Below are 26,265 nucleotides of genomic sequence, written 5' to 3' on the forward strand. Positions count from 1 at the left end.
AATATCGGCTCCCATTCGCCAAATCCCAAACATCTTCAAGTTTTAAAAGACTTTTTCTCGTTTGTCAGAACGTTTGAAATTTAACGAAATTTATAGATAAATTAGTAAAATGAGGATCGTACAAATCCGTAATATCTGCAGCTCCGGCGCTCTCCTTGAGCCCTCCCGGACCTTGCATAGGACAATGGTCGGACCGGCATGTTGAGCGTCCCCCTTCCCAGCAACGAGAACGATCGGCTCGCTGAGCTGATCTGGTTCCAGATTCTGGACACCCCGCCGGAAGCCGGCTTCGACCGGATTTCACGGGCGGCGGCCCGGATCATGGAGACCCCCATCGCCTCCGTCTCCCTGGTCGACCGGGACCGGCAATGGTTCAAGTCGATCTGCGGGCTGTCCATCAGCGAGACGACGCGCGACATGGCGTTCTGTTCCTACACGATCCTGCAGCGGACCCCGATGGTGGTCGCGGACGCGCTGGAGGATTCCCGCTTCATGGACAATCCCCTTGTGACCGGAGAACCGCATATCCGGGCCTATGCCGGGGTGCCGCTGATCACCGAAGACGGGCTCGCGCTCGGCTCCCTTTGCGTCATCGACACGCGGCCGCGGCAGTTCACCGACGACCAGATGGCGTCCCTGTCGGATCTGGCCGAAACGGTCATGGACCTGATGCGCTACCGGCTGCTGCGCGCCGACGTGCGGCGGGCGACCAGCATGTTCTCGGCCCAGGTCAGCCACGAGATCCGGACGCCGCTGAACGCCGTGATCGGCTTCTCCGAGGTGCTGCGCAGCGGGATCTACGATGGCGACCCGCAGCGGGCTCAGGAATATCTGGACATCATCGCCCGCTCGGGCCGCGACCTGGCCGAGACCCTGGGGCGGCTGCTCGACGAACCCCAGGCCTGCGAAGGCTGACCGGAATCAGGCTTGGGCGGGCTGCCCGGCCACGACGCGCTTGGCCCCTGCCAGAGCAAGCTCATTGAACCCGGCCTCGTCCTCGGCGAGCTGAGCGGCGAGATCGGCGCGCATCCGCGGATCCCAGAAATCGATGATGTGCTGGGCGACCCCGGCCACCGCCTCGTCCCTGGGATAGGGTTTGTGGAAGTCGGCGATCTGGTTCGCCATGCGGACGATATCCTGGCGCTTCATGCCACCTTCTCCGTGCGTGTTCCGGTGCCGGGCTCGAACACCATGATCCCCTCGGCGGCGAGGCTCGCCAGCCCCATCCCGCAGCGGCCGGCCACGTCGATCGCCAGCTTGCTGGGCGCCGACACCGCGGCCAGGAACGGCGCGCCGGCGATGGCCGCCTTCTGAACCAGCTCCACGCTGATCCGGCTCGACATCAGGATGAAGCCGCCGCGGGCGTCCCTTCCGTCGCGGGCGAGCGAACCGATCAGCTTGTCCAGGGCGTTGTGCCGGCCGATATCCTCGCGCACCCGCTCGATTGTCCCGTCCGAAGCGCAGAAGGCGGCGGCGTGGGTGGAGTGGTTGGAGCGGTTCATCACCTGGACGTCGCGCAAAGCGTCATAGGCGCGAGTCAGCGCCTCGGCCTCCGGCGTGCGGCCCTGCACTCGCGGTGGGCGCGGCACGGCGGCCTCGATGGTCTGGGCGCCGCAGATGCCGCAGCCGGAGCGGCCGGCGATGGAGCGTTTGCGGTCCTGGGCGGCGTCGGCATAGCGCTCCGCCACCCGCAGGTTCAGCAGGTAGCCGTCCCCCGCCTCACCGATCCGCAGGCTCTCGATCTTGGCCGCCGAGGGCACGATGCCTTCCGTCAGCGCGAAGCCGACGGCGAAATCCTCCAGATCGGCCGGGGTCGCCATCATCACGGCAAAGCTGTCGCCGTTGACCAGCACGGCGACCGGCGTCTCCTCCGGCACCTGCCAGGCCTGCGGCCGCACACCGTCCTCCGTCAGCAGCGTGCCGGTGACCTTGGGCGAGACGTCGCTCGCGGAGCCGTCGAGGCGCCGGATCTCCATCACGCGCTCCCGCTCATTCCGCCGCCACCACGAACTGGCGCTCATGGACGTCGCGGAAGTGCTCCTGCCAGTCGGAGGGCTGGTTCGACTTGCTCACCTGCACCGCCGTCACCTTGTATTCAGGACAGTTGGTCGCCCAGTCGGAATACTCGGTGGTGATGACGTTGGCGCCGCTCACCGGGTGGTGGAAGGTCGTGTAGACGACGCCCTGGGGCACCCGGTCGGTGATGGTCGCGCGCAGGGCGGTGGCGCCGATGCGCGAGCCGACGCTGACCATGTCGCCCTCGCCGATCCCCCGCTCCTCGGCGTCGTGCGGGTGGATCTCCAGGATGTCCTCCGGATGCCAGCGGCCGTTCTCGGTGCGCCGTGTCTGGGCGCCCACATTGTACTGGCTGAGGATCCGCCCGGTGGTCAGGATGAGCGGGAAGTGACGGTTGGTGCGCTCGTCTGTGGCGACGTATTCGGTCACCATGAACCGGCCCTTGCCGCGCACGAAGCCGTCACGGTGCATGGTCGGCGTACCGTCCGGCGCGGCGTCGGTCACCGGCCATTGCAGCGACGCGCCGCCGTCGAGCCGGGCATGGCTGACCCCAGCGAAGGTCGGCGTCAGGGCGGCGATCTCATCCATGATCTCGGCCGCCGAGGCGTAGGACATGGCCCCGTAGCCCATGGCGTTGGCGAGGCGGCAGACCGCCTCCCACTCGCTGAGGCCGGTCGCCTCCTTCATCACCGGGCGCACCCGGTTGATGCGCCGCTCCGCATTGGTGAAGGTGCCGTCCTTCTCCAGGAACGAGGTGCCCGGCAGGAACACATGGGCGTAGCCGGCGGTCTCGTTCAGGAACAGGTCCTGCACGACGACGCAATCCATCGCCTCCAGCGCCGCCGTCACATGCACGGTGTTCGGGTCGGACTGGGCGATGTCCTCGCCCTGGATGAAGATGCCGCGATAGGTACCGTCGATGGCGGCGGCCAGCATGTTCGGGATGCGCAGCCCCGGCTCGGCCAGCAGCGGCCGGCCCCAGGCCTTTTCGAACAGCGCGCGGGTGGCGTCGTCGGAGACGTGGCGGTAGCCGGGGAACTCATGCGGGAAGCTGCCCATGTCGCAGGAGCCCTGCACGTTGTTCTGGCCGCGCAGCGGATTTACGCCCACGCCCTCGCGGCCGATATTCCCGGTCGCCATGGCGAGGTTGGCCATGGCCATGACCATGGTCGAGCCCTGGCTGTGTTCGGTCACCCCGAGGCCGTAATAGATCGCCCCGTTGCCGGCGGTGGCGAAGAGGCGGGCGGCGGCGCGCAGGGTCTCCGGCTCGACGCCGATGCGCTCGGCCAGGGCTTCCGGGGAGTTGCGCTCCTCGGCGACGAAGGCCCGCCAGCGCTCGAAATCGGCATCCTCGCAGCGCTCGGCCACGAATTTCTCGTCCACCAAGCCTTCGGTGACGATGGTGTGCGCCAGCGCATTCATCACCGCCACGTTGGTGCCGGGACGGAGCTGGACGTGATGGGCCGCCTTGATGTGCGGCGACTTCACCAGGTCGATGCGCCGCGGATCGAGGACGATGATCTGCGCCCCTTCGCGCAGCCGCTTCTTCATGCGCGAGGCGAAGACCGGGTGGCCGTCGGTCGGGTTGGCGCCGATCAGCAGGATGACGTCCGCCTTCTCCACCGACTTGAAGTTCTGGGTGCCGGCCGAGGTGCCGAAGGTGGTCTTCAGCCCGTAGCCGGTCGGCGAGTGGCAGACCCGGGCGCAGGTATCGACGTTGTTGTTGCCGAAGGCGGCCCGGATCATCTTCTGGACGACGTAGACTTCCTCGTTGGTGCAGCGCGACGACGTGATGCCGCCGATGGCACCCTTCCCATGCTCCGCCTGGATCTTCTTGAACCGGTCGGCGGCGAAGCCGATCGCCTCGTCCCAGGAGACCGCGCGCCACGGATCGGTGATCTTCTCGCGCACCATCGGGGTGGTCACCCGGTCCTTATGGGTGGCGTAGCCCCAGGCGAAGCGGCCCTTCACGCAGGAATGCCCCTCGTTCGCGCCGCCGGACTTCTGCGGCACCATGCGCACGACCTTGTCGCCCTGCAGCTCCGCCTTGAAGGAGCAGCCCACGCCGCAATAGGCGCAGGTGGTCTCAACCGAGCGGGTCGGCACACCCTTCTCCACGACAGAGGCTTCCATCAGCGTGGCGGTCGGGCAGGCCTGGACGCAGGCGCCGCAGGACACGCACTCGGAGGAGAAGAAATCGTCGATCTGAGTGCCGGCCGAGACCATGGAGGCGAAGCCGCGGCCGTCGATGGTCAGGGCGAAAGTGCCCTGCACCTCCTCGCAGGCCCGAACGCAGCGCGAGCAGACGATGCACTTTGCCGGGTCGAACTGAAAGTACGGGTTGGACGTGTCGACCGGCTTGCGGCTCTCCCCGGCGAAATGGTTCGCCCCGTCCATGCCGTAGCGCACCTCCCGCAGGCCGACTGCGCCCGCCATGTCCTGCAATTCGCAGTCGCCATTGGCCGAGCAGGTCAGACAGTCCAGCGGGTGGTCGGAGATGTAGAGCTCCATCACCCCCTTGCGGATCTTCGCCAGGCGGTCGTTCTGGGTGGTGACGACCATGCCGGCGCGCACCGGCGTGGTGCAGGAGGCGGGAGTGCCCTTAACCCCTTCCACTTCCACAAGGCACATGCGGCAGGAGCCCCAGGGGGCCAGGCTGTCGGTGGCGCAGAGCTTCGGGATCGGCCGGTCGATCTGCGTGGCGGCGCGCATGATCGACGTGCCCTCGGGCACGGTGACCTCGACCCCGTCGATCGTCAGGGTGACCGGAGCGCCTTGCTTGGCGGGCGTGCCGAAATCGGTCTCTTTGAGAAGGGCCATCCGTTCTCTCCTATTCGGCCGCCATCAGGGGCGTGGTGTTGAAGTCTTCGGGGAACAGACGCATGGCAGACAGCACCGGCATGGGCGTCAGACCGCCCATGGCGCAGAGCGAGCCGTCGCGCATGGTCTCACAGAGATCCGCCACCAGCTCGAGATTGGCGTCCACATTCTCACCGCGCTGGATCTTCTCCACCGTCTCCTTGCCGCGCACCGCACCGATCCGGCAGGGGGTGCACTTGCCGCAGCTCTCGATCTCGCAGAACTCGAAGGCGAAGCGGGCCATCGCCGCCATGTCGACGCTGTCGTCGAACACCACGATGCCGCCATGGCCGAGCATCGCGTCGTTACCGGCGAAATTCTCGTAGTCGGTCTCCAGGTCGAGCATCGCCGCGTCGACATAGGCGCCGAGCGGGCCGCCGACCTGGGCCGCGCGGAACGGCCGGCCCGACGCCGTACCGCCGCCGAACTCCTCGATGAGCTGGCGCAGGGTGACGCCGAAGGCCTTCTCCACCAGACCGCCATGCCTGATGTTGCCGGCGAGCTGGAACGGCTTGGTCCCGCGCGAGCGGCCCATGCCGAAGCCTTTGTAGTAGTCCGCGCCCTTGGCCAGGATCACCGGCACGGTGGCGAGCGTCAGCACGTTGTTGACGACGGTCGGCTTGCCGAACAGGCCGTGGATGGCCGGGATCGGCGGCTTGGCCCGCACGGTGCCGCGCTTGCCCTCCAGGCTCTCCAGCATCGACGACTCTTCGCCGCAGATATAGGCGCCGGCCCCACGGCGGACATGCAGACGGAAGGTCTTGCCGCTGCCGCCGATATCGGCACCCAGCCAGCCGGCCTGCTCCATCAGCTCGGCGGCAGCACGCATGGTCGCGATGGCGTCGGGATATTCGGAGCGGATGTAGATGTAGCCGTCCTCCGCCCCCACCGCGAGGCCGGCGATCGCCATGCCTTCGATCAAGGTGAAGGGGTCGCCCTCCATGATCATGCGGTCGGCGAAGGTACCGCTGTCGCCCTCGTCGGCGTTGCAGCAGATGTATTTCTGGCCCGTCGGCTGGTCGTGGACCGTCTTCCACTTGATGCCGGCGGGGAAGCCCGCACCGCCGCGGCCGCGCAGGCCGGACTCGGCGATGGCGGCGCAGATCGCCGCACCGTCCATCTCCAGCGCCGCCTTCAGCCCGTCGAGCCCGCCCCAGGCGCTGAGCGAGGCGAGATCCAGCGGGTCGATCACGCCCACGCGGGCGAAAGTCAGACGCTCCTGATGCTTCAGGAAGGGAATCTCCTCGGTGAGGCCGAGCGCCAGGGCGTGGTGGCCGTCTCCGGCGAGCAGGCCGGCGTCGAACAGAGACGGCACGTCCTCGGCGGCCACCGGCCCGTAGGCGACGCGGCCGGCGGCGGTCTCGACCTCGACCAGCGGCTCCAGCCAGAACATGCCGCGCGAGCCGTTGCGCACGATCTTGACGTCGGCACCGCGGGCGGCGGCCTCGTCGGCGATGGCCTGTGCGACGGCATCAGCCCCGACGGAGCGCGCGGCGGAATCCCGGGGGACGTAGAGGACGGCGGTCATGAGCGGGCCTCCCGCACGGCGGTATCGAGGCGGGCGGCATCGGCGCGACCGACCAGCCGACCGTTGACCATGGCGGCGGGGGCGAGCGCGCAATTGCCCAGGCAATAGACCGGCTCGATGGTCACCCCGTCCTCCGAGGTGCCGCCGAGTTTGATCCCGCGGGCCGCACAGACCGTCTCGATCAGCGCCAGGGCGCCCATGGACTGGCAGGCCTCGGCCCGGCACAGCTTGACGACGACGGGACCGGCCGGCGCGCGGCGGTAGTCGTGGTAGAAGCTGACGACGCCGTGGACCTCGGCGCGGGACAGGTTGAGGGCGCTGGCGATGGCCGGCAGGGTCGCCTCGGGCACGAAGCCGGTCTCCTCCTGCAGATCGTGCAGGATCTCCAGCAGGGCGGCGGGGTCGTTGCCATGGCGCGCGCAGATCGCGGTCGCCTCGGCAACCGCTCCCGCCGGCGGCGGTGCGTTTTCAGCCTCGATCATCCGTGCCTGTCTCCCATTCACCAGCACTGTCGACCGACACGGCGCAGTGTTCCGGGCACGATGGGCTCAGCCGCAAGTTGCGGTCAAATCGGACGATTCAATGCGGTGATAGACGCGCTCTATGGTGCAGCGCGGGAGAAAATCGCGGTCGGAGCATCCACTAGGTCCCGGCCCGCCCCCGGATCAAGCCCGGGATCGTCCGGGATGACGACACTATTTATTTCCCGTCACCGTCATCCCGGCGAACTCCGGACTCGATCCGGAGACCGGCCGGGACCCGGCCCATGGCCGAGCGCCCCCTACTCCGCGCTCAGATACCCCTGCTCGATCTTCGCTTCCTGGTCTTCGAAGATCGCCATCGCCGTGGTCATCCGCCGGAAGCCGTATTTCCGGTACAGCGGCTCCTTGCCCGGCACGGCGTAGAGCAGAATCTTGCGGTGATCGCGCACCCGCTCCAGCAGCCGGCGGATCACCGTGCCGCCCAATCCCTGCCCCTGCATGTCCGGATGCACGACGATATCCGCCAGATAGGCGCAGTCCGCCCCGTCCGACAGCGCCCGCCCGGCAGCGACCAGCCGGCCGTCCTCGCGGGCGAACTCGCGATGCAGGCTGTTGGTGAACACCGTGCGCAGGAACTCCGGCGTCTTGTCGCCCAGCGGGGCCGCGCGGACCAGATCCGCCAACTCCTGCCAGTCCACATCCTCTACCGACTGGCTCCACTCGATCGCCATCGCCTGCCTCCCGATATCGCACAGCATCCGTGCATACCGCGAAGACACCGAGCCGCCGGAGGCCCAAGCGGGCGGGATCGCATCGGGCCAAGGATCAGACCGCCTCGATCCTTGCCTCGGCGTCGAGCCGGTCCGGGGTCATGGCATGGAGCGCATCCATCAGAGCGGGGCCGAAACTGCCCGGCCCCTCGGCCCGCTCGGCCGCGATCTCACCGGCGCGGCCGAAACAGGCATGGGCGGCAACCGTCGCCGCCAACGGATCCTGGCCGACCAGGAACGCACCGACCACGCCGGTCAGCGCACAGCCCATGGCCGTCACCCGGCCCATCAGCGCATGACCGCCCTCGATCCGCAGGGCGCGCTCGCCGTCGGTGACGAAATCGACCGCGCCGCTGACCGCGACCACGCCGCCGGTGCGCTGGGCCAGATGCCGGGCGGCGTTCTCGGCGGCAGAGACCGGATCGCCCGCGTCCACCCCCTTGCCGCTGGCGACGGCCCCGCTCAGCGCCAGGATCTCCGAGGCATTGCCGCGCAGCACCGTCGGGTTGAGCGCCAGCAGTCGGGCGGCCAGCCGGTTGCGGAAGCCGGTCGCCCCCACCGCCACCGGGTCGAGCACCCAAGGCTTGCCCGCTGCCGACGCGGCCTGGGCGGCGGCGACCATGGATGATTCCCAGCCGGCATCGGCGGTGCCGATATTCACCGTTAGCGCGCCGGCGATCCCGGCGAACTCGCCCGCCTCCTCCAATGCATGCACCATGGCAGGCGACGCGCCGACCGCGAGCTGGGCATTGGCGACCACGTTCATCGCGACGAAATTGGTGATGTTCTGCACCAGCGGGGCGGTGTCCCGCAGGGATTTCAGGTGGGTTCCGGGCTTGATCATGAGTGCCTTTCCGCCGGGCGGGACAGCGGTCCGCCGGAGTTGGGCGGCTCCGCAACTTCCTCCGCCGGCATGATCCGGTTCAGGTTCGAAGGGTGCTTCTCAGCCCGCAGATGCGGACGCCCCCGTGCGTCTTCTGAACGTGGTCCCGACCCCGGCGGTGCGCAAGACGGTCGTTTGGATGATCGTTCCTGCCGCGCAGGCTATCGGCTCGACCCGAAGACCATAGCGCCGATGAAGCGATCGACGGTGTGGCCGTCATCCGCCAGCGGCAGGACCAGGGTTTCGTAGGACTTGTGCTCCTTATCGAGCCAGTCGACGACGCCCCAAACACGCACCGGCTGCCGTGTGTCGCGGACCTCGCGGTAGAGTTCGAGTCCGGCCTGTCCGAACACCTCGCCGACATGGCGGCCGGTGTTGTCGCGGCCAACCTGCTCGGTGATCTCGGTCCCGATCAAGGTGTAGCGGAAATCGTCGATATCGGGGTCGGCCTGGACGACGAACAGCCAGCCCAGGGCGTCGCGCATGTCCAGCGGGTCGAAGTCGCGGCGCGCCGGCAGCGCGTCCTCGCGACATTTCGCGCGCCAGGTTCGCAGCAGCCCCTGCAGCATCGGGCTGACGAGAGCGACCGTCCAATCCCACCGACCCGGCTTCGGCCCGTCGGCCGAGCCCGAACCGTCGGAGATGTTACGCGGCAGGGGACGCACATAGGTGACAACCATCGTTATCCCTTTCTGGGATAGGGGTTTTTCAACCCGGAGCAGTCCCGCTATACGCCATGTCGGACAGCGAAACAACCGGCCCCGGCGCCGTCGCTGCGCGCTCGCCCCGACCGGGATTCGTCGCCGAACTCTTCCGGCAAATCGCCGGCTAGGGCGCCACGAGGTCCGGATAGCCCTTGGCCGCTTCCAGCAGCATCTCCACCAGCGGCGACATCGGCTCGCGGTCCAGGGCGACCACGCCGATCATGTGTTCCACCACCGGATCGACCAGCGGGATCGCCCGCAGGCCCGCGCCCTCCCCAACCACCCGGGTCAGCGCCTCGGGCAGCACGCTGACCAGCCCGGCCGTCTGCACATAGGCGCAGAGATTGATCACCGAATTGCTCTCGATCTCCGGATGCGGATGGCAGCCCGCCTTGGCGAAGGCGCGGTCGATGATGCGCCGGTTCTGCATGTCGGGGGTCAACGCGCAGATCGCATGCTCGGCCGCCTCGCCCCAGGCCACGCTGTCGCGGCCGGCGAGCGGATGGTCCTGGCGCACCACCAGCCGGTAACGCTCGCGATAGAGCGGCTGGGAGGAGGAAATGTCGATCGGCTCGCTGTCGAGATAGGTGATGCCGGCATCGATGGAGAATTCCGCCAGATGCCGTTCGATATCCTTGGAGGATTGCGAGCGGATGCTGAAGGTCAGCTTCGGAAAGCGCCGGCGCAGCAGTTCGGTCAGCGGCGGCACGGCGGCGAGTGCCGACGGGATGACGCCGAGCACCATCCGCCCCTCCGGCGCGCCGGACAGGGCGGAGAGGTCGTCGCGGAGGTTGTCGCAGTCTTCGAGGATGCGCTGCGCCCATTTCAGGATGTGCTGGCCCTCGTTGGTCAGGCCGATATAGCGCTGGCCGCGCAGGACGATCGGCACGCCGAGCTCGTGCTCGAGCTGGCGGATGCGGCCGGACAGGGTGGGCTGGGTGATCCCGCAGGCCTCGGCGGCGCGGGTGAAATGCTGCTCGCGGGCGAGCGCGACGAGGTACTGGAGCTGTCTGATATCCATGGACGCGACGCTCCGGCACGACGTGAAAGGGCCGCACACCGAGGGGACACTCCCGGTGCACGGCCCTAAAGGTGCCGGTAACTTACGCGTCGCGCAACGGCACCGCCACGTAGCGCTGCTGACCGTCGCGGCGGACCAGCAGGAGCACGGACTTCTTGTGCCCGGACTTCGCCGCGTCGATCGCGGCCCGGGCTTCCTTCGCATTGGCGACCTGGGACTGGCCGACCGCGGCGATCACATCGCCCGGCCGCAGCTCGTCGGCGCCGTCGGGAGCGACCGACAGGACCACCGCTCCGTCTTCCTCGTCACCCAGGGTGACGCCGAGCGGCGCAACCTCCAGGCCGTTGGTGCTGGGAGCAGCGGTGGCCGCTTCCGCCATCTGCTCGTCCTTCGGATAGGTGCCGACCTGTATGTCCAGGTCGCGGCCGGAGCCGTCGCGCCAGACGGTCAGGTTGGCCCGTTCGCCCGGATCGGTGTCGGCCACCGCACGGGTCAGGTCGCGGACCTCGCCGATCTTGGCATCGCCGAAGCGCAGGATGACGTCGCCCGCCTTCAGCCCCGCCTGACCGGCCGGACCGCTGGGATCGACATCGGCAACCAGCGCCCCGTCATGGGACGACAGGCCGAGGCTGTCCGCGATCTCCGGCGTCACCGGCTGGATCCGAACCCCGATGAAGCCGCGCTCCACGGTGCCCTTCTCCAGGATCTCGGCGACGATGGCCCGGGTCTGATTGGCCGGGACCGAGAAGCCGAGGCCGATATTGCCGCCGTTCGGCGAGAAGATCGCGGTGTTCATGCCGACGACCTGGCCATCGGTGTTGAACAGCGGGCCGCCCGAATTGCCGCGGTTGATGGCGGCGTCGACCTGGATGAAGTCGTCATACGGGCCGGCATTGATATCGCGGCCGCGGGCCGAGACGATACCGGAGGTCACCGTGCCGCCCAGGCCGAACGGGTTGCCGATGGCGACGACCCAGTCGCCGACCTCGAGCCCGTCGCTGTCGCCCCACGGGACCGTCGGCAGCGGCGTCTTGCTGGAGACCTTGAGCACGGCGACGTCGGTTTTCGGGTCGCGGCCGACCAGGGTGGCGTCGAGCTCGGTGCCGTCGTCCAGCACCACCTTGATCTCCTCGGCGCCGTCGACGACGTGGTTATTGGTCACGACGGTACCGCCGGCATCCACGATGAAGCCGGAGCCGATACCGCGGGCCTCACGCGGCTGTTGCTGCTGGCCCATCGGCGGCTGGCCGCCGAAGAACTTGTCGAAGAAATCGTGCAGCGGGTGTCCCGGCGGCAGTTCGGGGATCTGCTGGCCGCCGACCTCCGGGGCACCGCTGGACGTCTTGGTCAGAACGGTCACCACAGCCGGCTTGGCCTTCTTCACCAGCTCCGAGAAGGAGCCCGGAAGTTCGCCATGGGCATATGCGACGCTCGGCGCGAATATCGGCTGAGCGATCATCGGCGCCGCCACCAGGGCGGTCGCCAGAAGCGCCGCGCGGAAGCCGGCGCGCGTTCTCGAACGGGTCATCTGAATTGCCCTCCATCGATTTGTTGAGCGCGGGCGACGTCGGGCCGTCTCGTCAACGTCGCCTTCGCCGTCGATGGCACAAGTAGGCGCCGATCTGTTCAGGACGCGGACCGAGATAAGGCAATTTAGCGGCAGATGTGGCGGCGAGGTGTCAGCGTCGTCGGCCTACGACCGCTCCGGAGCCCGTCGCCTAGCGATTGAGAGACCGGGTCAGACGGCCTGCGAGAAATGCTCCGCCACCCCGAGGAGCCGGGTTGCCGGGCCGCCGCGGTCCAGCGCCATGGGCATGACGATCGTCTCGTACCAATGGCGCGATCCGGTCTTCGTCAGGTAGGCGATGCGCTGCACCGCCGGCTCCGCGGCGGCACTGGCAAGCTGGTACAGGCGGATCAGCGTGCCCTGGCTGCCCTGCCCAGCGATCTCGGAGAGGAGACGACCGGTATTGTCGGACTCGGTATGGAAGACGACGTCGGTTCCGACCAAGCGGTACTGAAAGTCGGCGACCTCCGCATGGGCGTCCGACCACAGGACGTCGACCAGATAGACATAGGGCAGGATGTCCGACAGCGCTTCCGCCTTGAGGCCGCCGGCCAGCGGCAATCCCTCGTCGCAGCGTGCCGCCTTCCAGGCTGCATAGCCGCGGGCCACGATGGGCGAGACCAGAACCGGATCGCCGACGACGAGATGTCCGGTGTCCTCGACGACGGACTGGGTCGAGGAATGCCGCCGCAGGGTCGAATGGAGAGGGCCAACAGCCATGTGGTTTCTCTCTCAATGGAGACGGTGGAGGCCCGCCTGTATCGAATGTCCCGCTTCAAGTTAGAGATAAATGGTTAGCAAATTACTTACATCGGCCAGTGGACGATGATCCCGGTACCGGGCATTCGGCGGCCCTTTACTCGGGAAAGGCTTGTGAATACCGGGAAGATCACCGCCGGACATTGAGAAATCGGCGGGCCAGACACCGGATGGTGACGGGACGGGCACCTGGGCTAGGCTGGCGCGAACCCCGTGCCGCCAACGGCATGGCAATCGACACATTGAGGGAGCCTCGCATGGATTTGGATCTTACCGGCAAGACCGCGCTGGTCACGGGCTCGACCCGCGGCATCGGGCTGGCTACCGCAAAGGGGCTGGCCTCCATGGGCGCCGAGGTCGTCGTCAACGGCCGCAGCGAGACGTCGGTCGCGGAAGCGGTGGAAGCGGTGCTGGCGGCGGCTCCGTCGGCCGTCGTCCATGGCCAGATTGCCGATCTCGGCACCGCGGAAGGCTGCGCCGCGTTGATCGGAGCAGTGCCCAGCGTCGACATCCTGGTGAACAACATGGGGATCTACGGCCCGAAGCCGTTCTTCGAGATCGAGGATGCGGACTGGCAGGAGATGTTCGACGTCAACGTGATGAGCGGCGTTCGCCTGACCCGGCACTACCTGAAGGACATGCTGGACACCAAGGACTGGGGCCGGGTGGTCTTCGTCTCCAGCGAGTCCGGGATCTACATTCCGAAGGAGATGGTGCACTACGGCATGTCGAAGAGCGCGCAACTGGTGATCGCCCGCGGCGCGTCGGAAGCGACCAAGGGGACCAACGTCACCGTCAACTCTGTGCTGCCGGGTCCGACCTGGGTGGAGGCCCAGCACGAGCGGCTGACCGCCCGCGCCAAGGCCCAGGGCACCACGCTGGAGGCGCTGACTTCGACCATGTTCACCGAACGGCGTCCGGCGTCGCTGATCCAGCGCTACGCCACGCCGGAAGAGGTGGCGAACATGATCTGCTATGTCTGTTCCAAGGCGTCCAGCGCCACCAACGGCGCCGCCCTGCGGGTCGAAGGCGGGATCGTCACCAACCCGTTCTGAGGGCGGCCGGCCGTCAGAGTTCTGCGATCAGAGTTCGACGGTCAGAGCTCGGCGGCCGGAATCCGGACGACCGCCGCCGGCATGGCCGGCTGGGTATCGGTGTTCGAGGAGAGCCTGTCGCGGCGCAGGTCGTACAGGCTCACTCCCAGCACGGAGTCGATCTCTCCGGTGCGTCCCGTCATCGGCAGCACCAGCCGCTCGACCCGGTGGACGAAATGCGGATCCGGCAGGTCCTCGGTGGTACTGTAGAGAATGGCCGGTGTGCTTCTTGCGTCGTCCCAGCGCCGGGCCAGGGTCTGGCGATGCGATGCGCCGACGATCTCGGTCAGGGTCCGGCCCTTGATCGAACTGCCCCAGACCGTGTTGACCTCCTCGCCGGCGAGATCGCAGACATAGTCGTCGCGCTCCGGGGCGAGGCGGTAGATCCAAACATATTCCAGCATTGCGGCGATCGTCAGCGGATCGAAGGCGCTGCGTTGGGCGACCGCCTGGCCGTGGCGGGCCGCGCGCCACCCGTCGAGCAGATCCAGGATGCGCGGATCGGCGCCGGCAAGCCGGGGGTGCGGGCGGGGCGGGTCTGCGCTCACGCCGGGACCTCGGCAACCGGTGCCGCGAGGAGTTGATTCGAAGAGGTCGTCCGGAAGATCATCGCATCCAGGCCCGCGGACCGAACCGCGGCAAAGGAGGAAACGGCATGCTGACCGACGCCGAGATCGCCCAATACCACGACAAAGGTTACGTGTTCCCTAACTATCGGCTGCCGCAGGAGACGCTGCAGGCGATCCGGGATGACCATGACCGCCTGCTGTCGCGCCATCCGGAGTTTCGCGACAACTGCCCGGATCTGCTGACCTTCGACAGCGGCTTCCTGAACTATGCGCGCGATCCGGCGATCCTCGACATGGTCGCCCAGCTCATCGGCCCCGACATCGCCCTGTGGAACATGAGCTTCTTCGCCAAACCGGCCCTGAACGGCAAACGGACCCCCTGGCACCAGGACGGGGCCTACTGGCCGATCCGGCCGCTGGCCACCTGTACCGTCTGGATCGCCGTGGACGACGCCACGCCGGAGAACGGCTGCATGCGCTTCATCCCCGGCTCCCACAAGTCGAAGGATCTGGCGAAACACGACCTGAAGAAGGACCCCTCGGCCACCCTCAGCCAGGAACTGGCCGCCGGGACGTTCGACGAATCGGAAGCGGTCGACGTCGCCCTGGAAGCGGGACAGATCTCGCTGCACGACGTCTACCTCTACCATGGCTCGGAGGCGAACGCGTCCGCCAAGCCGCGCCGCGGGATGACCCTGCGGCTGATGCCGACGAGTTCGTTCTACGATCGCGAGCTTGCGCGCAAGGCGGCGGCCGAACGCGGCGACTACGATCAGTCGGTGCGCACCCTGTTCCTGCTGCGGGGCGAGGACCGCTCGGGGCGCAACGACTTCCGTGTGCGCCCCCTCGCCTGAGGCCGACCGTTCAGATCGTGGCACGTGGCCGGGGCCTCCGCTCCGTGAACTCGAGGATGATGAGCAGCATCGACACGGTCGTTCCGTCCGTCGACAGCGGGAGGATCAGCCGCTCGATGTCGTAGAGCTGGTCGCCCAGGCTGCGGTACCAGTGATCGGAACACACCGGGCGCGCGAGCGCGGCGGCCTCGGCGTATTCCCGAAGGATCTCGCCCCGGGCCTCGCCCAGATCGACCTCGTCCAGGAACCGGCCGGTGTAGTCGTGGCCGAACATATTGACGATCCACGTCCCCATCAGCCTGACCTTCAGCCGGCCGTCCGGGGGCAGGACGTCGACCAGAATCAGGTACGGCAGAAGGATCGGGATATCGAGCGGATCGATATCGGCGCGTGCCGGCATGGACCGCCCGCAGCATTTGCCATGCCAATAGTCGTAGAGCTGTCGGATCAGGGGTGACCGGGCCTCGGCAATCGGCTTGACCGTGTTGTCGACGCGGCCCCAGTCACTCATCCGCGCAGCCTCCCCGCGGAGACGCCCTCGGCCTTCCAAGGCAACCGGACACAGTCCACCGAAATCCCTCCATCGTCCCTCCCCGACGGCTCCCGTCTCTTCCCAGCCTTCAATCATATGACAAAGAAAACAGGATATCTCAAATCTAGGTCGCCGGGTGGTCCTGCGTTAACCTTTTCTTTGAACTCTAGTGTCAAACAGGTAATGCGTTTGCGTGCCACGACAGGGGTCAGAAGACATGGATGAGCTGCTGAGCGAATTCCTCACCGAGACGGCGGAAGGACTCGCCGAACTCGACGTTGAAATCGTCAAGCTGGAGCAGAACCCGAACGACGCGGGTCTGATCGCCAGCATTTTCCGGATCGTGCACACGATCAAGGGAACCTGCGGCTTCATCGGCCTGCCGCGACTCGAGACCGTCGCCCACGCGGCGGAGAACGTGCTCGGCAAGTACCGGGACAAGGAGCTGGAGGTCACCCCGACCTCGGTCACCGTCATCCTGGCGTCGCTCGACCGGATCAAGAGCATCCTGGCCCATATCGAGCAGACCGAGCAGGAGCCGGAAGGCAGCGACGAGGACCTGATCGAGCAGCTGAACGAGCTGGCCGAGGGCCGCACTCCCACTGCCGCGCCGGCCGCCCCTGCCGCGCCGGCCGCCGCCGTGGCCAATGACCCCGAGGCCGCCGCCGACGCTACCATGGAGACCCTGGCCGACGCGGATCTCGACGCCCCGATCCCCGGTGGGGACGTGATCGGCACCCGGCCGGGCGAAGTTCCCCTGGACGAACTGGAGCGCGCCTTCATGGAAGCGCCCGGCCCCGAGGAGACCCCGGCGGCCGCCGAGTTCGAGCCCGAGCTGCCGGCCGCCCCGCCGTCGGTCCCGGCCATCGCCGAAAAGGCTCCGGAGACCTCTTCCGCCACCGCCGAGGCGATGCCGATCGCCGAGAGCAAGGCCGCCTCGCAGAACATCCGCGTGAACGTGGATCTGCTCGAGAACCTGATGACCATGGTTTCCGAGCTTGTGCTGACGCGCAACCAGCTCCTGCAGATCGCCCGCAGCAACGGCCGCGAGATCGAAGGCTTCAGCGTTCCGCTGCAGCGCCTGAGCCAGGTGACCTCCGAGCTGCAGGAAGGCGTCATGAAGACGCGCATGCAGCCAATCGGCAATGCCTGGTCGAAGCTGCCGCGGATCGTGCGCGACCTGGCGCACGAACTGAACAAGAAGATCGAGCTGGTCATGCAGGGCGCGGACACCGAGCTCGACCGCCAGGTCCTTGAGATGATCAAGGACCCGCTCACCCACATGGTGCGCAACTCCGCCGATCACGGCGTCGAGGACCCGGCCACCCGCCTCGCCTTCGGCAAGTCGGAGACCGGCCATATCCGCCTGAACGCCTATCACGAGGGCGGTCACATCATCATCGAGATCGCCGACGACGGTAAGGGAATCGACCCGGAGAAGATCCGCGCCAAGGCGATCGAGAAGAACGTGGTCGGCTCGGCCGACGCGGCCAACATGTCGGATCAGCAGATCCTGCAGCTGATCTTCAAGGCGGGCTTCTCCACCGCGGAGAAGATCACCAGCGTGTCCGGCCGCGGCGTCGGCATGGACGTGGTGAAGACCAACATCGAGAAGATCGGCGGCACCGTCGACCTCACCAGCCAGGTGGGCAAGGGCTCGGTCTTCAAGATCAAGATCCCGCTGACGCTGGCCATCGTCTCGGCCCTGGTCGTCGCCTCCTCCAGCGAGCGCTTCGCCATCCCGCAGCTCTCCGTGCTGGAACTGGTCAAGACCACGACCGACGGTCCGAACCGCATCGAGACGGTGCAGGGCACCCGGGTCATGCGTCTGCGCGACCGCCTGCTGCCGCTGGTCTCCCTGCGGGACCTGCTGCGCCTGGACGAAGGCAAGGACACCGCGGACACCACGGCAGAGACCTTCGTGGTCGTCATGCAGGTCGGCACCTATTCCTTCGGCCTGCTGGTCGACAAGGTGTTCGACACCGAGGAAATCGTGGTCAAGCCGGTCGCCCCGGTCCTCCGCGACCTGACCGTATTCTCCGGTAACACCATCCTCGGCGACGGCTCTGTGATCATGATCCTCGATCCCAACGGCATCGCCCAGGAGACCGGCGAGGTCATCGTCCCGGATCAGGCCGATTACGACGGCAGCGACGAGTTCGACATGTCCCTGGAAGAGCAGACCCTGCTGCTGTTCAAGTCCGGCGACGACGGTCCGAAGGCGGTCCCGCTCTCGCTGGTCGCCCGCATCGAGATGCTCGACCTGAAGACGGTGGAGCATTCCGAAGGCCGGCCGCTCGTGCAGTACCGCGGCTCGCTGATGCCGCTGGTCATCTGCAAGGGTGCCGCTGCCCTGGCCCGCGAAGGCCAGCGCCCCGCCCTCGTCTTCACCGACGACGGCAAGTCGATGGGCCTGGTGGTCGACGAGATCCTCGACGTGGTCGAGGACCGGATCGACGTCACCATCGCCCCGGACGGCGCCGGCATGATGGGTTCGGCGATCATCAAGGACAAGGCGACCGACATCGTCGATGCCGGGTTCTACCTGACCGAGGCCTTCGGCGACTGGTTCCGCCGCTCGCGCCAGGGCAAGGAGAACACCAGCAAGCGCCGTCTGCTGCTGGTCGACGACAGCGCGTTCTTCCGCAACCTGATGACCCCGCTGCTCGCCACCTCCGGCTACAAGGTCGTGCCGGTCGACAGCGCGCAGAAGGCCCTCGACCTGTGCGAGGCTGGAGCGAATTTCGACCTGATCGTCACCGACATCGAGATGCCGGACATGGACGGCTTCACCTTCGCCGAGAAGCTGAAGGAGACCGCCTGGGCCGACACGCCGGTCGTCGCCCTGTCGTCCCGGACGTCCGAACAGGACCTGGAGCGCGGCCATCAGGTCGGCTTCGCGGACTACGTGGCGAAGTCGGACCGCGACGCCCTGCTGGACGCCCTGCCGGAGCTGCTCAAGGAGTAGTCCTGCCAGGCCTCCCGAGGCCCCTCTCCCAACCGATCAATCCGGGCGCCCTTGCGGCGCCCGTTTTGTTTTGCGGCACCGGTCGACGGACCTTCCCGGTGCGGTGGCCCGGCGGCTAGACTGCGCGCCACCATCACGAAGAAACGCATCTGAGGGAACGTCATGCCCGAGACCTTCGCGGTTGCCGGGGCCGGCCTGATCGGCCGGGCCTGGGCCATCGTCTTCGCCCGCGCCGGCCATTCCGTGCGCCTATGGGACGGCAACCCCGAGGCGCTTGCCGCCTCGCTGCCGCTGCTGCGCGCCAATCTGGACGACCTGGAAGCCCAGGGCCTGATCGACAGTGCCGCGAACGTGGCGGCCCGGGTCACCGCGGTCGACACGCTCGGCGACGCGCTGGACGGCGCGCGCTGGATGCAGGAATGCATCGCCGAGACCGTGGAGGCCAAAGAGGGGCTGTTCGAGGAGGCCGACCGCTATGCCGAGCCGGACGCGATCCTCGCCTCATCCTCCTCCTCGATCACCGCGTCGAAATACACCGAGGCCCTGCCCGGCCGGCTGCGCTGCCTGGTCGCCCATCCGGTAAACCCGCCCTATCTCGTCCCGCTGGTCGAGCTCTGCCCCGCCCCCTGGACCGATCCCGCCGTGATCCAGCGCGCCCGCCAGGTCATGGACTCCGTCGGCATGGTGCCGGTGGCGGTGAACAAGGAGGTGGAGGGCTTCGTCCTCAACCGCCTGCAGGGCGCCCTCCTGGCCGAGGCCTTCAAGCTTGTGGCCGACGGGGTGATCTCCACCGACGACCTGGACAAGACGGTGAAGGACGGGCTCGGCCTGCGCTGGTCCTTCATGGGTCCGTTCGAGACCATCGACCTGAACGCCCCAGGCGGCATCGCCGACTACTGCGGACGCTACGGTCCGTTCTACGAGCGGCTGCAGGCCGAACAGGCCGAAGTCCGGGTCTGGGACGCGGACACGGTGAAGCGGATGGAGAGCGAGCGGCGCAAGCTGCTGGGTGCGGACGATCTCGGCAGCCGTCAGGTTTGGCGCGACCGGCGCCTGATGGCCCTGCTGAAGCACAAGCAGGCCGCCACCGACGACTTCGGCGGCTGACGCAGCGATGGACGACGCCCTGGACACCTCGCCGGCGGCCGTGCGCCGCCGGCTGACGATCTTCGACGCCGACCGCGCGGCCTACGGCATTCCCGAGGACTGGCAGTCCGGCATGGCCCGGCTGGTGGAATGGTCCGACGTGGACGCCTTCGCCCATGCCAACCACACGGCGTTTCTGCTGTGGTTCGAGGCGGCGCGGAACCTGTATCTGGAATCGATCGGCATCCCGCGCCACGCGGTCGACAAGCCTGGGCCGGTGATGATGACCCTCACCACCCGCTACCTGAAGCCGCTGGCCTATCACGACCCGGTCTTCGTCACCGCCAGGGTGAAGTCGATGCGCCGCACCTCCTTCGTCATGGAGTATGCCGCCTGGGGCAAGGACGGCTGTGCCTGCACCTGCGAGGCGCTGCTGGTGCTGATGATCAACGCCACCGGCGAAAAGGTGGCGATCCCCGACGACGTGCGCGCGGCGATCCGCGCCCTCGACGCGCCGGAAGAGCAGTGAGGGCCCCCGCATGACCGACGCTCCCCAGACCGCCCCTCAAACCCACATCGGCCGGGTGGCCGTCGTCACCGGCGGCGGCTCCGGCATCGGCCGGGCGATCGCCGAGGCGCTGGCCGCCGCCGGCGCCCTGGTCGCCGTGCTCGACGCCAACGGCAACGCGGCGGAGGAAACGGCGGGCGCCCTCGCCGGCGCGGGCCACAAGGCCATGGCCGTGACCTGCGACGTCGCCCGCTGGGAGGATGTGGAGGCCGCCGCGCGCGAGGTGGAAGCCGGGCTCGGCGTGGCGGAGATCCTGGTCAACAATGCCGGCATCTCGCCCAAGCACGCGGGCAAGCCGGCGCCGACCCTGGAGATGGACCCGGCGGAATGGGCCCATGTGCTGTCGGTGAACCTGACCGGCGCGTTCCACGGGGTCCGGGCCTTCGGGCCGGGCATGGTGGCGCGCGGCTGGGGCTCGATCGTCAACCAGTCCTCGGTCTCGGCCAAGCGGCATCTGACCTTCGTCGGCGTGCACTACCCGGCGAGCAAGGCCGGGCTGATCGGCATGACCAAACAGCTCGCCGGCGAGCTCGGGCCGTCGAACATCAACGTGAACGCCCTGGCGCCGGGCCGGATCGAGACCCCGCTGATGCGCGGGGTCGATCCGGCGGTGAACGAGGCGGCGCGGCTGGACACCCCGATGCGCCGGCTGGGGCAGCCGGAGGACGTGGCGTCGGCGGCGCTGTACCTGACCTCGGAGGCCGGGCATTTCGTGACCGGCCAGGTGCTGGACGTGGCCGGCGGCTGGATGATGTCCTGACGCAAGTCAGGATCAAGCCGCTCCCAGCCCCACCCTACCCGTCATCCCGGACAACCCCGGGCTCGACCCGGGGCTGTCCGGGATGACGGGCGTGTGGACGCTTATGGGAACGCGCCCTACTGCAGCGGCACCTCGTTGAAGCTCCGCAGCTTGCGGGAGTGCAGTTTCTCCGGCGGCAACCCGCGCAGGATCTCCATGGCGCGGAAGCCGATGTCCAGGTGCTGGGCCACCTGGCGGCGGTAGAAGTCGTCTGCCATGCCCGGGAGCTTCAGCTCGCCATGCAGCGGCTTGTCCGACACGCAGAGCAGCGTCCCGTAGGGCACCCGCATGCGGAAGCCGTTGGCCGCCACCGTCGCACTCTCCATGTCCAGGGCGATCGCCCGCGACAGGCTGAGCGCGCGGTCCGGCTCGCGCTGGTCGCGCAGTTCCCAGTTCCGGTTGTCAGTGGAGGCGACTGTGCCGGTGCGCATGATCCGCTTCACCCCGATCGCGTCGAGCCCGGTGATGTCGGCCACCGCCTGTTCCAGGGCGAGCTGCACCTCGGCCAGGGCCGGGATCGGGACCCACACCGGCAGGTCGGCGTCGAGCACGTGATCGTCGCGGTGATAGGCATGGGCCAGCACGTAGTCGCCCAGCCGCTGCATGTTCCGCAGCCCCGCGCAGTGGCCCAGCATCAGCCAGACGTTGGGGCGCAGCACGGCCACATGGTCGGTGATCGTCTTCGCGTTGGACGGGCCGACGCCGATATTGACCATGGTGATGCCCTGATGCCCGTCGCGCACCAGATGGTAGGCCGGCATCTGCGGCGCGCGGGAGGCGGGCGCCCCCAGAGCCGTGCCGTCCGGCCGGAGCACCCGGTCGCCCGGCTCCACGAAGGCGGTGTAGCCGCTGCCCTTCTGCTGCACCAGCTCCTCGGCCCGCTGGATGAAGCCGTCGATATAGACTTGGTAGTTGGTGAACAGGACGTAGTTCTGGAAATGCTCCGCCGAGGTGCCGCAATAGTGCCGCAGGCGGTGCAGCGAGTAGTCGACCCGCGGGGCGGTGAACAGCGCCAGGGGCAGCGCCCCGCTCGGCGTGTGATCGACCTCTCCGTTGACGATGCAGTCGTCCATCACCCGCAGGGACGGCATGTCGAAATGCCGCTTCAGCCGGGACATCGCCGCCCCGTCGAAGCCGTCGCCGACCTTCATGCCGTCGGGAAAGGCGAAGGGCAGCGGGATCGGCAGATCGGACAGCCCGACCTCCAGCGGCCGGCGGTGGTTTTCCAGGATGGCGCCGACCTGCTTGGTCAGGTGTGTCTTGAACAGGTCGATGCGGGTGAAGGTCCCCTCGTAGACCCCGGCCTCGTCGGCGAAGCCGAAGGCGCCGGTGGAGAGCGGGCCGACGTCGTCGTCGGTCACCGTCAGGCGCACCATGGGATAGGTGGCCCGCACCCGGCCCTGCATGGTGCCGGCCTCGAAGCTGTGGAACGCCGCCTGCAGCCGCTCGGTCTCGGCGCGATAGAGCCGGTCCAGTTCCTCCACCACGCCCTCGGCGGAGTCGAAGGCCCGCATCCGCGCTGCTGCCGGGTCGCCGCTGGAGCTCATCGCATCCTCCCTGCGCTTGCCCGTCGCCATATTCCTGCCGCGCGGGTAGCATTGCCTGATCATAGAGATAGCGCGATTCCAGACGCAACGGGAGGACAGGATGGGCGAGTTGGGCAGGCTTGGCGAGACGGCGGGCCGGCTGCTGCGGGCACGGGGCGAGACCATCGCCGTGGCCGAGTCCTCCAGCGGCGGACTGATCTCCTCCTGCCTGCTGGCGGTACCGGGAGCCTCGACCTATTTCGTCGCCGGCGGGGTGATCTACACCCACAAGGCCCGCGAAATGTTCACCGATATCGAGTTCAAGCAGCATCCGGGCATGCGCTCCTCCTCCGAGCCCTATGCCGCTTTGCTGGCCGAGACCATGCGGCGGCGGATGGAGACCACCTGGGGCCTGGCGGAGACCGGGGCGGCCGGGCCGCAGGGCAACCGCTATGGCGATGCCGCCGGCCATACCTGCATCGCGCTTTCCGGCCCGGTGACCCGGGTCTTCACCCTCGAGACCGCCAGCCGGGATCGCGAGGCGAACATGTGGCGGTTCACCGAGGCGGCGCTGGACGCGCTGGTGGAAGCGCTCGACCAGCCGATGACCGCCTGAGCGTCGCCCATGACCGCCCTGCTGCGCGCCTACGATATCACGCCCGACGGCCGCGCCACTCCCCTGGGTGCCGACGACCTCGCCCGGCCAGTGCCCGAGGGGGCCTGGCGCTGGGTGAACCTGCTGCGCACCGAGGCCGATGTGGCCGAGATACTGACCACCCTCGGCCTGCCCGACGCGGCGATCGAGGCCTTGCTGGTGGAGGAGACCCGGCCGCGCGCCTGGAACGTGGGCGGCCGCACCCTGATGGTGCTGCGCGGCGTGAACCTGAACGAGGAGGTCGGCGATCACCCGCTGATCGCCCTGCGCATGAGCGTGTCGGAGCGCAAGGTCGTGACCTGCCGCAAGTTCCGCTTCCGCGCGTTGGAGGATCTGGTGAACCGCTGCGCGGCGGGGACCGCGCCGCCCTCCCCGGCCGCCTTCGTCACCGACCTGATCGAGGGCCTGTCGAACCGGTTCGACGCGAGGATCATCGAACTGGACAACCGGCTGGAGGCGATCGATACGGCGACCGGACCAAACCGCGAGGACGACCTCGCCGCCCTGCGCCGGGACCTGCTGCCGCTCGGCCGGTTCATGACGCCCCAGCGCGAGGCGCTGAGCCGGCTCGGCCACATCGCCCAGGGCTGGACGACGCCGGAAGATCTGGCAGCCATCGCCGATTGCGAGAACGAGTTCGTGCGCCAGATCGAGCATCTGCGAGAGATCGAGAGCCAGGCCGCCCTGCTGCGCGACGATCTGGCGGCGGAGACGGCGGCCACCCAGGCGCGCCACACCTACCTGATCACCATCCTGGCCGCGTTGTTCGTGCCGCTGAGCTTCATCACCGGCCTGCTCGGCATGAACGTGGCCGGCATCCCGGGGGCGGACACGCCCTATGCGTTCCTGCTGGTGCTGCTGCTGATGGGCGGCAGCTTCCTCGCCGGCATCGGTCTGCTGAAATGGCGGGGCTGGATTTAGGGCGGTATCTCCCTCGTTCTCCTTCCATCCTCCCCTCTCTCTCTCCGACTTCCTGGACGCGCCAGCGATCCAGGATCGTGTCCCGAACCCTTGCACCAGAATCCTGGATCAACCGGCCTGCCGGCCGGCCGTCCAGGAAGTCGGCTAGAGCTAGGTAAGGAGGAACCTCACAACTCGATCTTGTTCTCCAGGCTGTCGCCGCCGGCGAAGCGGACGGCGTTGGCGAACATCTCGCGGAATTTGCGGCGCATGATGTCCTGGGTGCCCGGCGCGTTGTGCGGGGTGAGGACCACGTTGCGGAACTTGGCGAAGGGCGACGGCCCAACCACCGGCTCGATCTCGAATACGTCGAGGCCCGCGCCGCCCAGATGCCCGCTTTCCAGCGCCTCCAGCAGGGCCGGCTCGGCCACCACCGGACCGCGGGCGCAGTTGATCAGGATCGCCCCCGGCTTCATCGCCGCGAATTGCGGCTTGTCGATCATGTGATGGGACAGCTCGGTCAGCGGCAGGTGCAGCGTGATGAAGTCGCTGGTGGAGATCAGCTCCTCGAAGCTCACCCGGGTGACCCGCAGGTCGTGCTCCACCGCCGGGTCCATGTCCAGCAGGTCGTGATAGACCACGTCGCAGTCGAACGGGACCAGGCGCTTGGCCACCTGCTTGCCGATCCGGCCGAGGCCGACGATGCCCACCCGCGAGCCGCCGAGACCCCGAGCCTCCGCCCGGAAGGTGTTGGAATGCCAACGCCCGGCCCGCAGCTCGCTGTCCTGGAACGCGAGCCGACGGCCGGTCGCCAGCATCATCATCAGCGCGTGCTCGGCCACGCCCTCGGGCGTGCCGCCGGGTGTGATCGCCAGCGGGATCTGCCGGTCGCGGATCGCCTTGGTCGCCACCGTGTCGTGGTACCCCACCCCCTGGTGCAGCACGAGACGCAGCTTCGGCGCGGCGGCCACGTCCGCCTCGGTCAGACGCCGGGCGCCGACCATGATGACCTCCGCCTCCGCCAGCTTCGCCGCCAGCTCCGCCGGGTCGTCGCTGTCGAGGTAATCTACGGTGAAACCCTCGGGTTTCTCGCCCTCGATCAAAGACCGCAGCTTGTCGTCGGCGGGCACGAAGTAGAGGATGCGGGAAGTCATAAAGCGTCTCCGGAGTAAGGGGATGCGCGATCCTATCGAGGAAAAGGGAGAATTGTCATGACCCTGTCTTTGCGGCGCCTGAACCCGGTGATCGGGACGGAGATCAGCGGCATTCAGGTCACGCGCGACCTGGGCGACAATGCGTTCGGCGAGCTGTATCAGGCCTGGCTCGACAGCGGCGGGCTGCTGGTCCTGCGCGACCAGGAGCTCGAACCGGAGGACCAGATCGCCTTCTCGCAGCGCTTCGGCGAGCTGGACCCGCTGAAGGGCCAGACGGTGGAGCCCTACCTGCTGCCGGGCCATCCGGAGATCTACCGGGTCTCCAACAAGGTCAAGGACGGCCAGAAGCTCGGCCGGCAGCGCGCCGGCACCTACTGGCATTCCGACAACAGCCACAAGGAGCGCGCCGCCAAGTGCTCGCTGCTCTACGGCATCGAGGTGCCGGAATATGGCGGCGACACCCAGTTCGCGGCGATGACCAAGGCCTGGGACGAGCTGTCCCCGACCTTCCAGAAGATGATCGAGGGCCTGCGCTGCGTGCACGATTTCGAGAAGGCCAAGTCCGGCAGCTTCAAGAACGAGACCGTCACCGACAGTCACCTGCAGGCCACCCCGGCGCTCAGCCACCCGCTGGTCCGCACCCACCCCGAGACCGGCCGCAAGTGCCTGTTTCTCAATGCCGGCGTGGTGACCCATATCGAGGGCATGTCGGTGGAGGAGAGCCAGCCGATCCTCGACTACCTCTACAAGCACTGCACCCGGCCGGAATTCGTCTACCGCCACCAGTGGCGCAAGGGCGACCTGTTGGTCTGGGACAACCGCTCGACCATGCACTACGCCGTGGCAGATTACGACGGCGTCGGCGACCGCTACATGCACCGCACCACGGTGTTCGGCGACCGCCCGGTCTGACCGAAACCCGCGCTGCCGGCGCGTAAGCGCGCGCTTACGCGGGCGCCTTTACGCGCCGG

At 67.9% G+C, this 26,265-nt stretch carries 25 protein-coding genes and 1 riboswitch; of the genes, 10 read left to right on the forward strand and 15 right to left on the reverse strand.

The features are described 5' to 3' along the window. The first annotated feature begins 198 nt into the window (after positions 1-198). A complete protein-coding gene (locus tag T8K17_RS20190; protein ID WP_322331528.1) occupies positions 199-915 on the forward strand; it encodes a GAF domain-containing sensor histidine kinase in 717 nt (238 codons plus the stop codon). Positions 916-921: 6 nt separating this feature from the next. Here the strand turns inward: T8K17_RS20190 and T8K17_RS20195 are convergent, their stop codons facing one another. The 11 genes from T8K17_RS20195 to T8K17_RS20245 all read right to left on the reverse strand — a co-directional run bounded on the left by T8K17_RS20195 (position 922) and on the right by T8K17_RS20245 (position 12,550). Then, positions 922-1,149, reverse strand: coding sequence for a formate dehydrogenase subunit delta (locus tag T8K17_RS20195; RefSeq protein ID WP_322331529.1), 228 nt, complete (start codon positions 1,147-1,149; stop codon positions 922-924). Then, positions 1,146-1,976: a formate dehydrogenase accessory sulfurtransferase FdhD gene (fdhD, locus tag T8K17_RS20200; protein WP_322331530.1), complete on the reverse strand. Its 831-nt coding sequence runs from the start codon at positions 1,974-1,976 to the stop codon at positions 1,146-1,148. Before fdhD ends, T8K17_RS20195 begins: the two co-directional genes overlap by 4 nt. A gap of 13 nt (positions 1,977-1,989) precedes the next feature. Beyond that, entirely contained in the window at positions 1,990-4,836 is a 2,847-nt protein-coding gene (gene fdhF, locus T8K17_RS20205) for a formate dehydrogenase subunit alpha (protein ID WP_322331531.1), read from the reverse strand. 10 nt (positions 4,837-4,846) lie between these two features. Beyond that, complete coding sequence (locus T8K17_RS20210; RefSeq protein ID WP_322331532.1) at positions 4,847-6,403, reverse strand: formate dehydrogenase beta subunit; 1,557 nt, start codon at positions 6,401-6,403, stop codon at positions 4,847-4,849. Then, the gene (locus T8K17_RS20215; RefSeq protein ID WP_322331533.1) at positions 6,400-6,885 is read right to left on the reverse strand and encodes an NAD(P)H-dependent oxidoreductase subunit E; all 486 of its coding nucleotides are present in this window, start codon (positions 6,883-6,885) and stop codon (positions 6,400-6,402) included. Before T8K17_RS20215 ends, T8K17_RS20210 begins: the two co-directional genes overlap by 4 nt. Before the next feature lie 299 nt (positions 6,886-7,184). Next, entirely contained in the window at positions 7,185-7,616 is a 432-nt protein-coding gene (locus T8K17_RS20220; protein ID WP_322331534.1) for a GNAT family N-acetyltransferase, read from the reverse strand. 94 nt (positions 7,617-7,710) lie between these two features. Then, positions 7,711-8,499 (reverse strand): hydroxyethylthiazole kinase, encoded by a 789-nt coding sequence (gene thiM, locus T8K17_RS20225; RefSeq protein ID WP_322331535.1) that lies wholly within the window; start codon positions 8,497-8,499, stop codon positions 7,711-7,713. Between the two features lie 38 nt (positions 8,500-8,537). Further along, a riboswitch (TPP riboswitch) is annotated at positions 8,538-8,633 on the reverse strand. 66 nt (positions 8,634-8,699) lie between these two features. Beyond that, complete coding sequence (locus T8K17_RS20230; protein ID WP_322331536.1) at positions 8,700-9,218, reverse strand: PAS domain-containing protein; 519 nt, start codon at positions 9,216-9,218, stop codon at positions 8,700-8,702. 148 nt (positions 9,219-9,366) lie between these two features. Further along, entirely contained in the window at positions 9,367-10,263 is an 897-nt protein-coding gene (locus T8K17_RS20235; protein ID WP_322331537.1) for a LysR family transcriptional regulator, read from the reverse strand. 82 nt (positions 10,264-10,345) lie between these two features. Next, entirely contained in the window at positions 10,346-11,791 is a 1,446-nt protein-coding gene (locus tag T8K17_RS20240) for a Do family serine endopeptidase (RefSeq protein ID WP_322331538.1), read from the reverse strand. 210 nt (positions 11,792-12,001) lie between these two features. Further along, positions 12,002-12,550: a hypothetical protein gene (locus tag T8K17_RS20245; RefSeq protein WP_322331539.1), complete on the reverse strand. Its 549-nt coding sequence runs from the start codon at positions 12,548-12,550 to the stop codon at positions 12,002-12,004. A 296-nt stretch (positions 12,551-12,846) separates the two neighbouring features. Between T8K17_RS20245 and T8K17_RS20250 the strand changes: the two genes are divergently transcribed. Next, complete coding sequence (locus tag T8K17_RS20250; RefSeq protein ID WP_322331540.1) at positions 12,847-13,644, forward strand: SDR family oxidoreductase; 798 nt, start codon at positions 12,847-12,849, stop codon at positions 13,642-13,644. A 41-nt stretch (positions 13,645-13,685) separates the two neighbouring features. Here the strand turns inward: T8K17_RS20250 and T8K17_RS20255 are convergent, their stop codons facing one another. Then, positions 13,686-14,231 (reverse strand): PAS domain-containing protein, encoded by a 546-nt coding sequence (locus tag T8K17_RS20255; protein WP_322331541.1) that lies wholly within the window; start codon positions 14,229-14,231, stop codon positions 13,686-13,688. A gap of 107 nt (positions 14,232-14,338) precedes the next feature. Between T8K17_RS20255 and T8K17_RS20260 the strand changes: the two genes are divergently transcribed. Continuing rightward, positions 14,339-15,106 (forward strand): phytanoyl-CoA dioxygenase family protein, encoded by a 768-nt coding sequence (locus T8K17_RS20260; protein WP_322331542.1) that lies wholly within the window; start codon positions 14,339-14,341, stop codon positions 15,104-15,106. 10 nt (positions 15,107-15,116) lie between these two features. Here T8K17_RS20260 and T8K17_RS20265 read toward each other — a convergent pair whose 3' ends face one another. Beyond that, entirely contained in the window at positions 15,117-15,617 is a 501-nt protein-coding gene (locus T8K17_RS20265; protein WP_322331543.1) for a PAS domain-containing protein, read from the reverse strand. 238 nt (positions 15,618-15,855) lie between these two features. Here T8K17_RS20265 and T8K17_RS20270 point away from each other — a divergent pair, with 238 nt between their 5' ends. The 4 genes from T8K17_RS20270 (at position 15,856) to T8K17_RS20285 (ending at position 21,020) form a co-directional block, all read left to right on the forward strand. Then, the gene (locus tag T8K17_RS20270; RefSeq protein WP_322331544.1) at positions 15,856-18,606 is read left to right on the forward strand and encodes a chemotaxis protein CheW; all 2,751 of its coding nucleotides are present in this window, start codon (positions 15,856-15,858) and stop codon (positions 18,604-18,606) included. A 162-nt stretch (positions 18,607-18,768) separates the two neighbouring features. After that, the gene (locus T8K17_RS20275) at positions 18,769-19,713 is read left to right on the forward strand and encodes a 3-hydroxyacyl-CoA dehydrogenase (RefSeq protein ID WP_322331545.1); all 945 of its coding nucleotides are present in this window, start codon (positions 18,769-18,771) and stop codon (positions 19,711-19,713) included. Positions 19,714-19,720: 7 nt separating this feature from the next. Then, positions 19,721-20,221, forward strand: coding sequence for a thioesterase family protein (locus T8K17_RS20280; protein WP_322331546.1), 501 nt, complete (start codon positions 19,721-19,723; stop codon positions 20,219-20,221). 10 nt (positions 20,222-20,231) lie between these two features. Beyond that, positions 20,232-21,020, forward strand: a complete 789-nt coding sequence (locus T8K17_RS20285; RefSeq protein ID WP_322331547.1) for an SDR family NAD(P)-dependent oxidoreductase — start codon at positions 20,232-20,234, stop codon at positions 21,018-21,020. 116 nt (positions 21,021-21,136) lie between these two features. On the opposite strand, the gene T8K17_RS20290 is transcribed toward T8K17_RS20285, so the two are convergent. After that, a complete protein-coding gene (locus T8K17_RS20290) occupies positions 21,137-22,606 on the reverse strand; it encodes an AMP nucleosidase (RefSeq protein ID WP_322331548.1) in 1,470 nt (489 codons plus the stop codon). Between the two features lie 100 nt (positions 22,607-22,706). Between T8K17_RS20290 and T8K17_RS20295 the strand changes: the two genes are divergently transcribed. Together T8K17_RS20295 and T8K17_RS20300 are read left to right on the forward strand one after the other, a co-directional pair. Continuing rightward, on the forward strand, positions 22,707-23,201 hold the full coding sequence (locus T8K17_RS20295) for a CinA family protein (protein ID WP_322331549.1): 495 nt from the start codon (positions 22,707-22,709) through the stop codon (positions 23,199-23,201). 9 nt (positions 23,202-23,210) lie between these two features. Continuing rightward, the gene (locus tag T8K17_RS20300) at positions 23,211-24,161 is read left to right on the forward strand and encodes a CorA family divalent cation transporter (protein WP_322331550.1); all 951 of its coding nucleotides are present in this window, start codon (positions 23,211-23,213) and stop codon (positions 24,159-24,161) included. 167 nt (positions 24,162-24,328) lie between these two features. On the opposite strand, the gene T8K17_RS20305 is transcribed toward T8K17_RS20300, so the two are convergent. After that, on the reverse strand, positions 24,329-25,294 hold the full coding sequence (locus T8K17_RS20305; RefSeq protein WP_322331551.1) for a 2-hydroxyacid dehydrogenase: 966 nt from the start codon (positions 25,292-25,294) through the stop codon (positions 24,329-24,331). A 57-nt stretch (positions 25,295-25,351) separates the two neighbouring features. Between T8K17_RS20305 and T8K17_RS20310 the strand changes: the two genes are divergently transcribed. Next, positions 25,352-26,206 (forward strand): TauD/TfdA dioxygenase family protein, encoded by an 855-nt coding sequence (locus T8K17_RS20310; protein ID WP_322331552.1) that lies wholly within the window; start codon positions 25,352-25,354, stop codon positions 26,204-26,206. The last annotated feature ends 59 nt before the right edge of the window (positions 26,207-26,265 follow it).

It is taken from the genome of Thalassobaculum sp. OXR-137, assembly GCF_034377285.1.
GTDB lineage: Bacteria > Pseudomonadota > Alphaproteobacteria > Thalassobaculales > Thalassobaculaceae > Thalassobaculum.

Excerpts from the sequence above, each read along its gene's own strand:
- T8K17_RS20275 (WP_322331545.1), top strand. The coding sequence starts at position 18,769 with ATGCCCGAGACCTTCGCGGTTGCCGGGGCCGGCCTGATCGGCCGGGCC.
- thiM (WP_322331535.1), bottom strand. The coding sequence starts at position 8,499 with ATGATCAAGCCCGGAACCCACCTGAAATCCCTGCGGGACACCGCCCCG.
- T8K17_RS20235 (WP_322331537.1), bottom strand. The coding sequence starts at position 10,263 with ATGGATATCAGACAGCTCCAGTACCTCGTCGCGCTCGCCCGCGAGCAG.
- T8K17_RS20230 (WP_322331536.1), bottom strand. The coding sequence starts at position 9,218 with ATGGTTGTCACCTATGTGCGTCCCCTGCCGCGTAACATCTCCGACGGT.
- T8K17_RS20265 (WP_322331543.1), bottom strand. The coding sequence starts at position 15,617 with ATGAGTGACTGGGGCCGCGTCGACAACACGGTCAAGCCGATTGCCGAG.
- T8K17_RS20190 (WP_322331528.1), top strand. The coding sequence starts at position 199 with ATGTTGAGCGTCCCCCTTCCCAGCAACGAGAACGATCGGCTCGCTGAG.
- T8K17_RS20295 (WP_322331549.1), top strand. The coding sequence starts at position 22,707 with ATGGGCGAGTTGGGCAGGCTTGGCGAGACGGCGGGCCGGCTGCTGCGG.
- T8K17_RS20290 (WP_322331548.1), bottom strand. The coding sequence starts at position 22,606 with ATGAGCTCCAGCGGCGACCCGGCAGCAGCGCGGATGCGGGCCTTCGAC.
- T8K17_RS20280 (WP_322331546.1), top strand. The coding sequence starts at position 19,721 with ATGGACGACGCCCTGGACACCTCGCCGGCGGCCGTGCGCCGCCGGCTG.
- T8K17_RS20240 (WP_322331538.1), bottom strand. The coding sequence starts at position 11,791 with ATGACCCGTTCGAGAACGCGCGCCGGCTTCCGCGCGGCGCTTCTGGCG.
- T8K17_RS20245 (WP_322331539.1), bottom strand. The coding sequence starts at position 12,550 with ATGGCTGTTGGCCCTCTCCATTCGACCCTGCGGCGGCATTCCTCGACC.
- T8K17_RS20220 (WP_322331534.1), bottom strand. The coding sequence starts at position 7,616 with ATGGCGATCGAGTGGAGCCAGTCGGTAGAGGATGTGGACTGGCAGGAG.
- T8K17_RS20300 (WP_322331550.1), top strand. The coding sequence starts at position 23,211 with ATGACCGCCCTGCTGCGCGCCTACGATATCACGCCCGACGGCCGCGCC.
- T8K17_RS20210 (WP_322331532.1), bottom strand. The coding sequence starts at position 6,403 with ATGACCGCCGTCCTCTACGTCCCCCGGGATTCCGCCGCGCGCTCCGTC.
- T8K17_RS20260 (WP_322331542.1), top strand. The coding sequence starts at position 14,339 with ATGCTGACCGACGCCGAGATCGCCCAATACCACGACAAAGGTTACGTG.
- fdhD (WP_322331530.1), bottom strand. The coding sequence starts at position 1,976 with ATGGAGATCCGGCGCCTCGACGGCTCCGCGAGCGACGTCTCGCCCAAG.
- T8K17_RS20310 (WP_322331552.1), top strand. The coding sequence starts at position 25,352 with ATGACCCTGTCTTTGCGGCGCCTGAACCCGGTGATCGGGACGGAGATC.
- T8K17_RS20285 (WP_322331547.1), top strand. The coding sequence starts at position 20,232 with ATGACCGACGCTCCCCAGACCGCCCCTCAAACCCACATCGGCCGGGTG.
- T8K17_RS20250 (WP_322331540.1), top strand. The coding sequence starts at position 12,847 with ATGGATTTGGATCTTACCGGCAAGACCGCGCTGGTCACGGGCTCGACC.
- T8K17_RS20305 (WP_322331551.1), bottom strand. The coding sequence starts at position 25,294 with ATGACTTCCCGCATCCTCTACTTCGTGCCCGCCGACGACAAGCTGCGG.
- T8K17_RS20270 (WP_322331544.1), top strand. The coding sequence starts at position 15,856 with ATGGATGAGCTGCTGAGCGAATTCCTCACCGAGACGGCGGAAGGACTC.
- fdhF (WP_322331531.1), bottom strand. The coding sequence starts at position 4,836 with ATGGCCCTTCTCAAAGAGACCGATTTCGGCACGCCCGCCAAGCAAGGC.
- T8K17_RS20215 (WP_322331533.1), bottom strand. The coding sequence starts at position 6,885 with ATGATCGAGGCTGAAAACGCACCGCCGCCGGCGGGAGCGGTTGCCGAG.
- T8K17_RS20195 (WP_322331529.1), bottom strand. The coding sequence starts at position 1,149 with ATGAAGCGCCAGGATATCGTCCGCATGGCGAACCAGATCGCCGACTTC.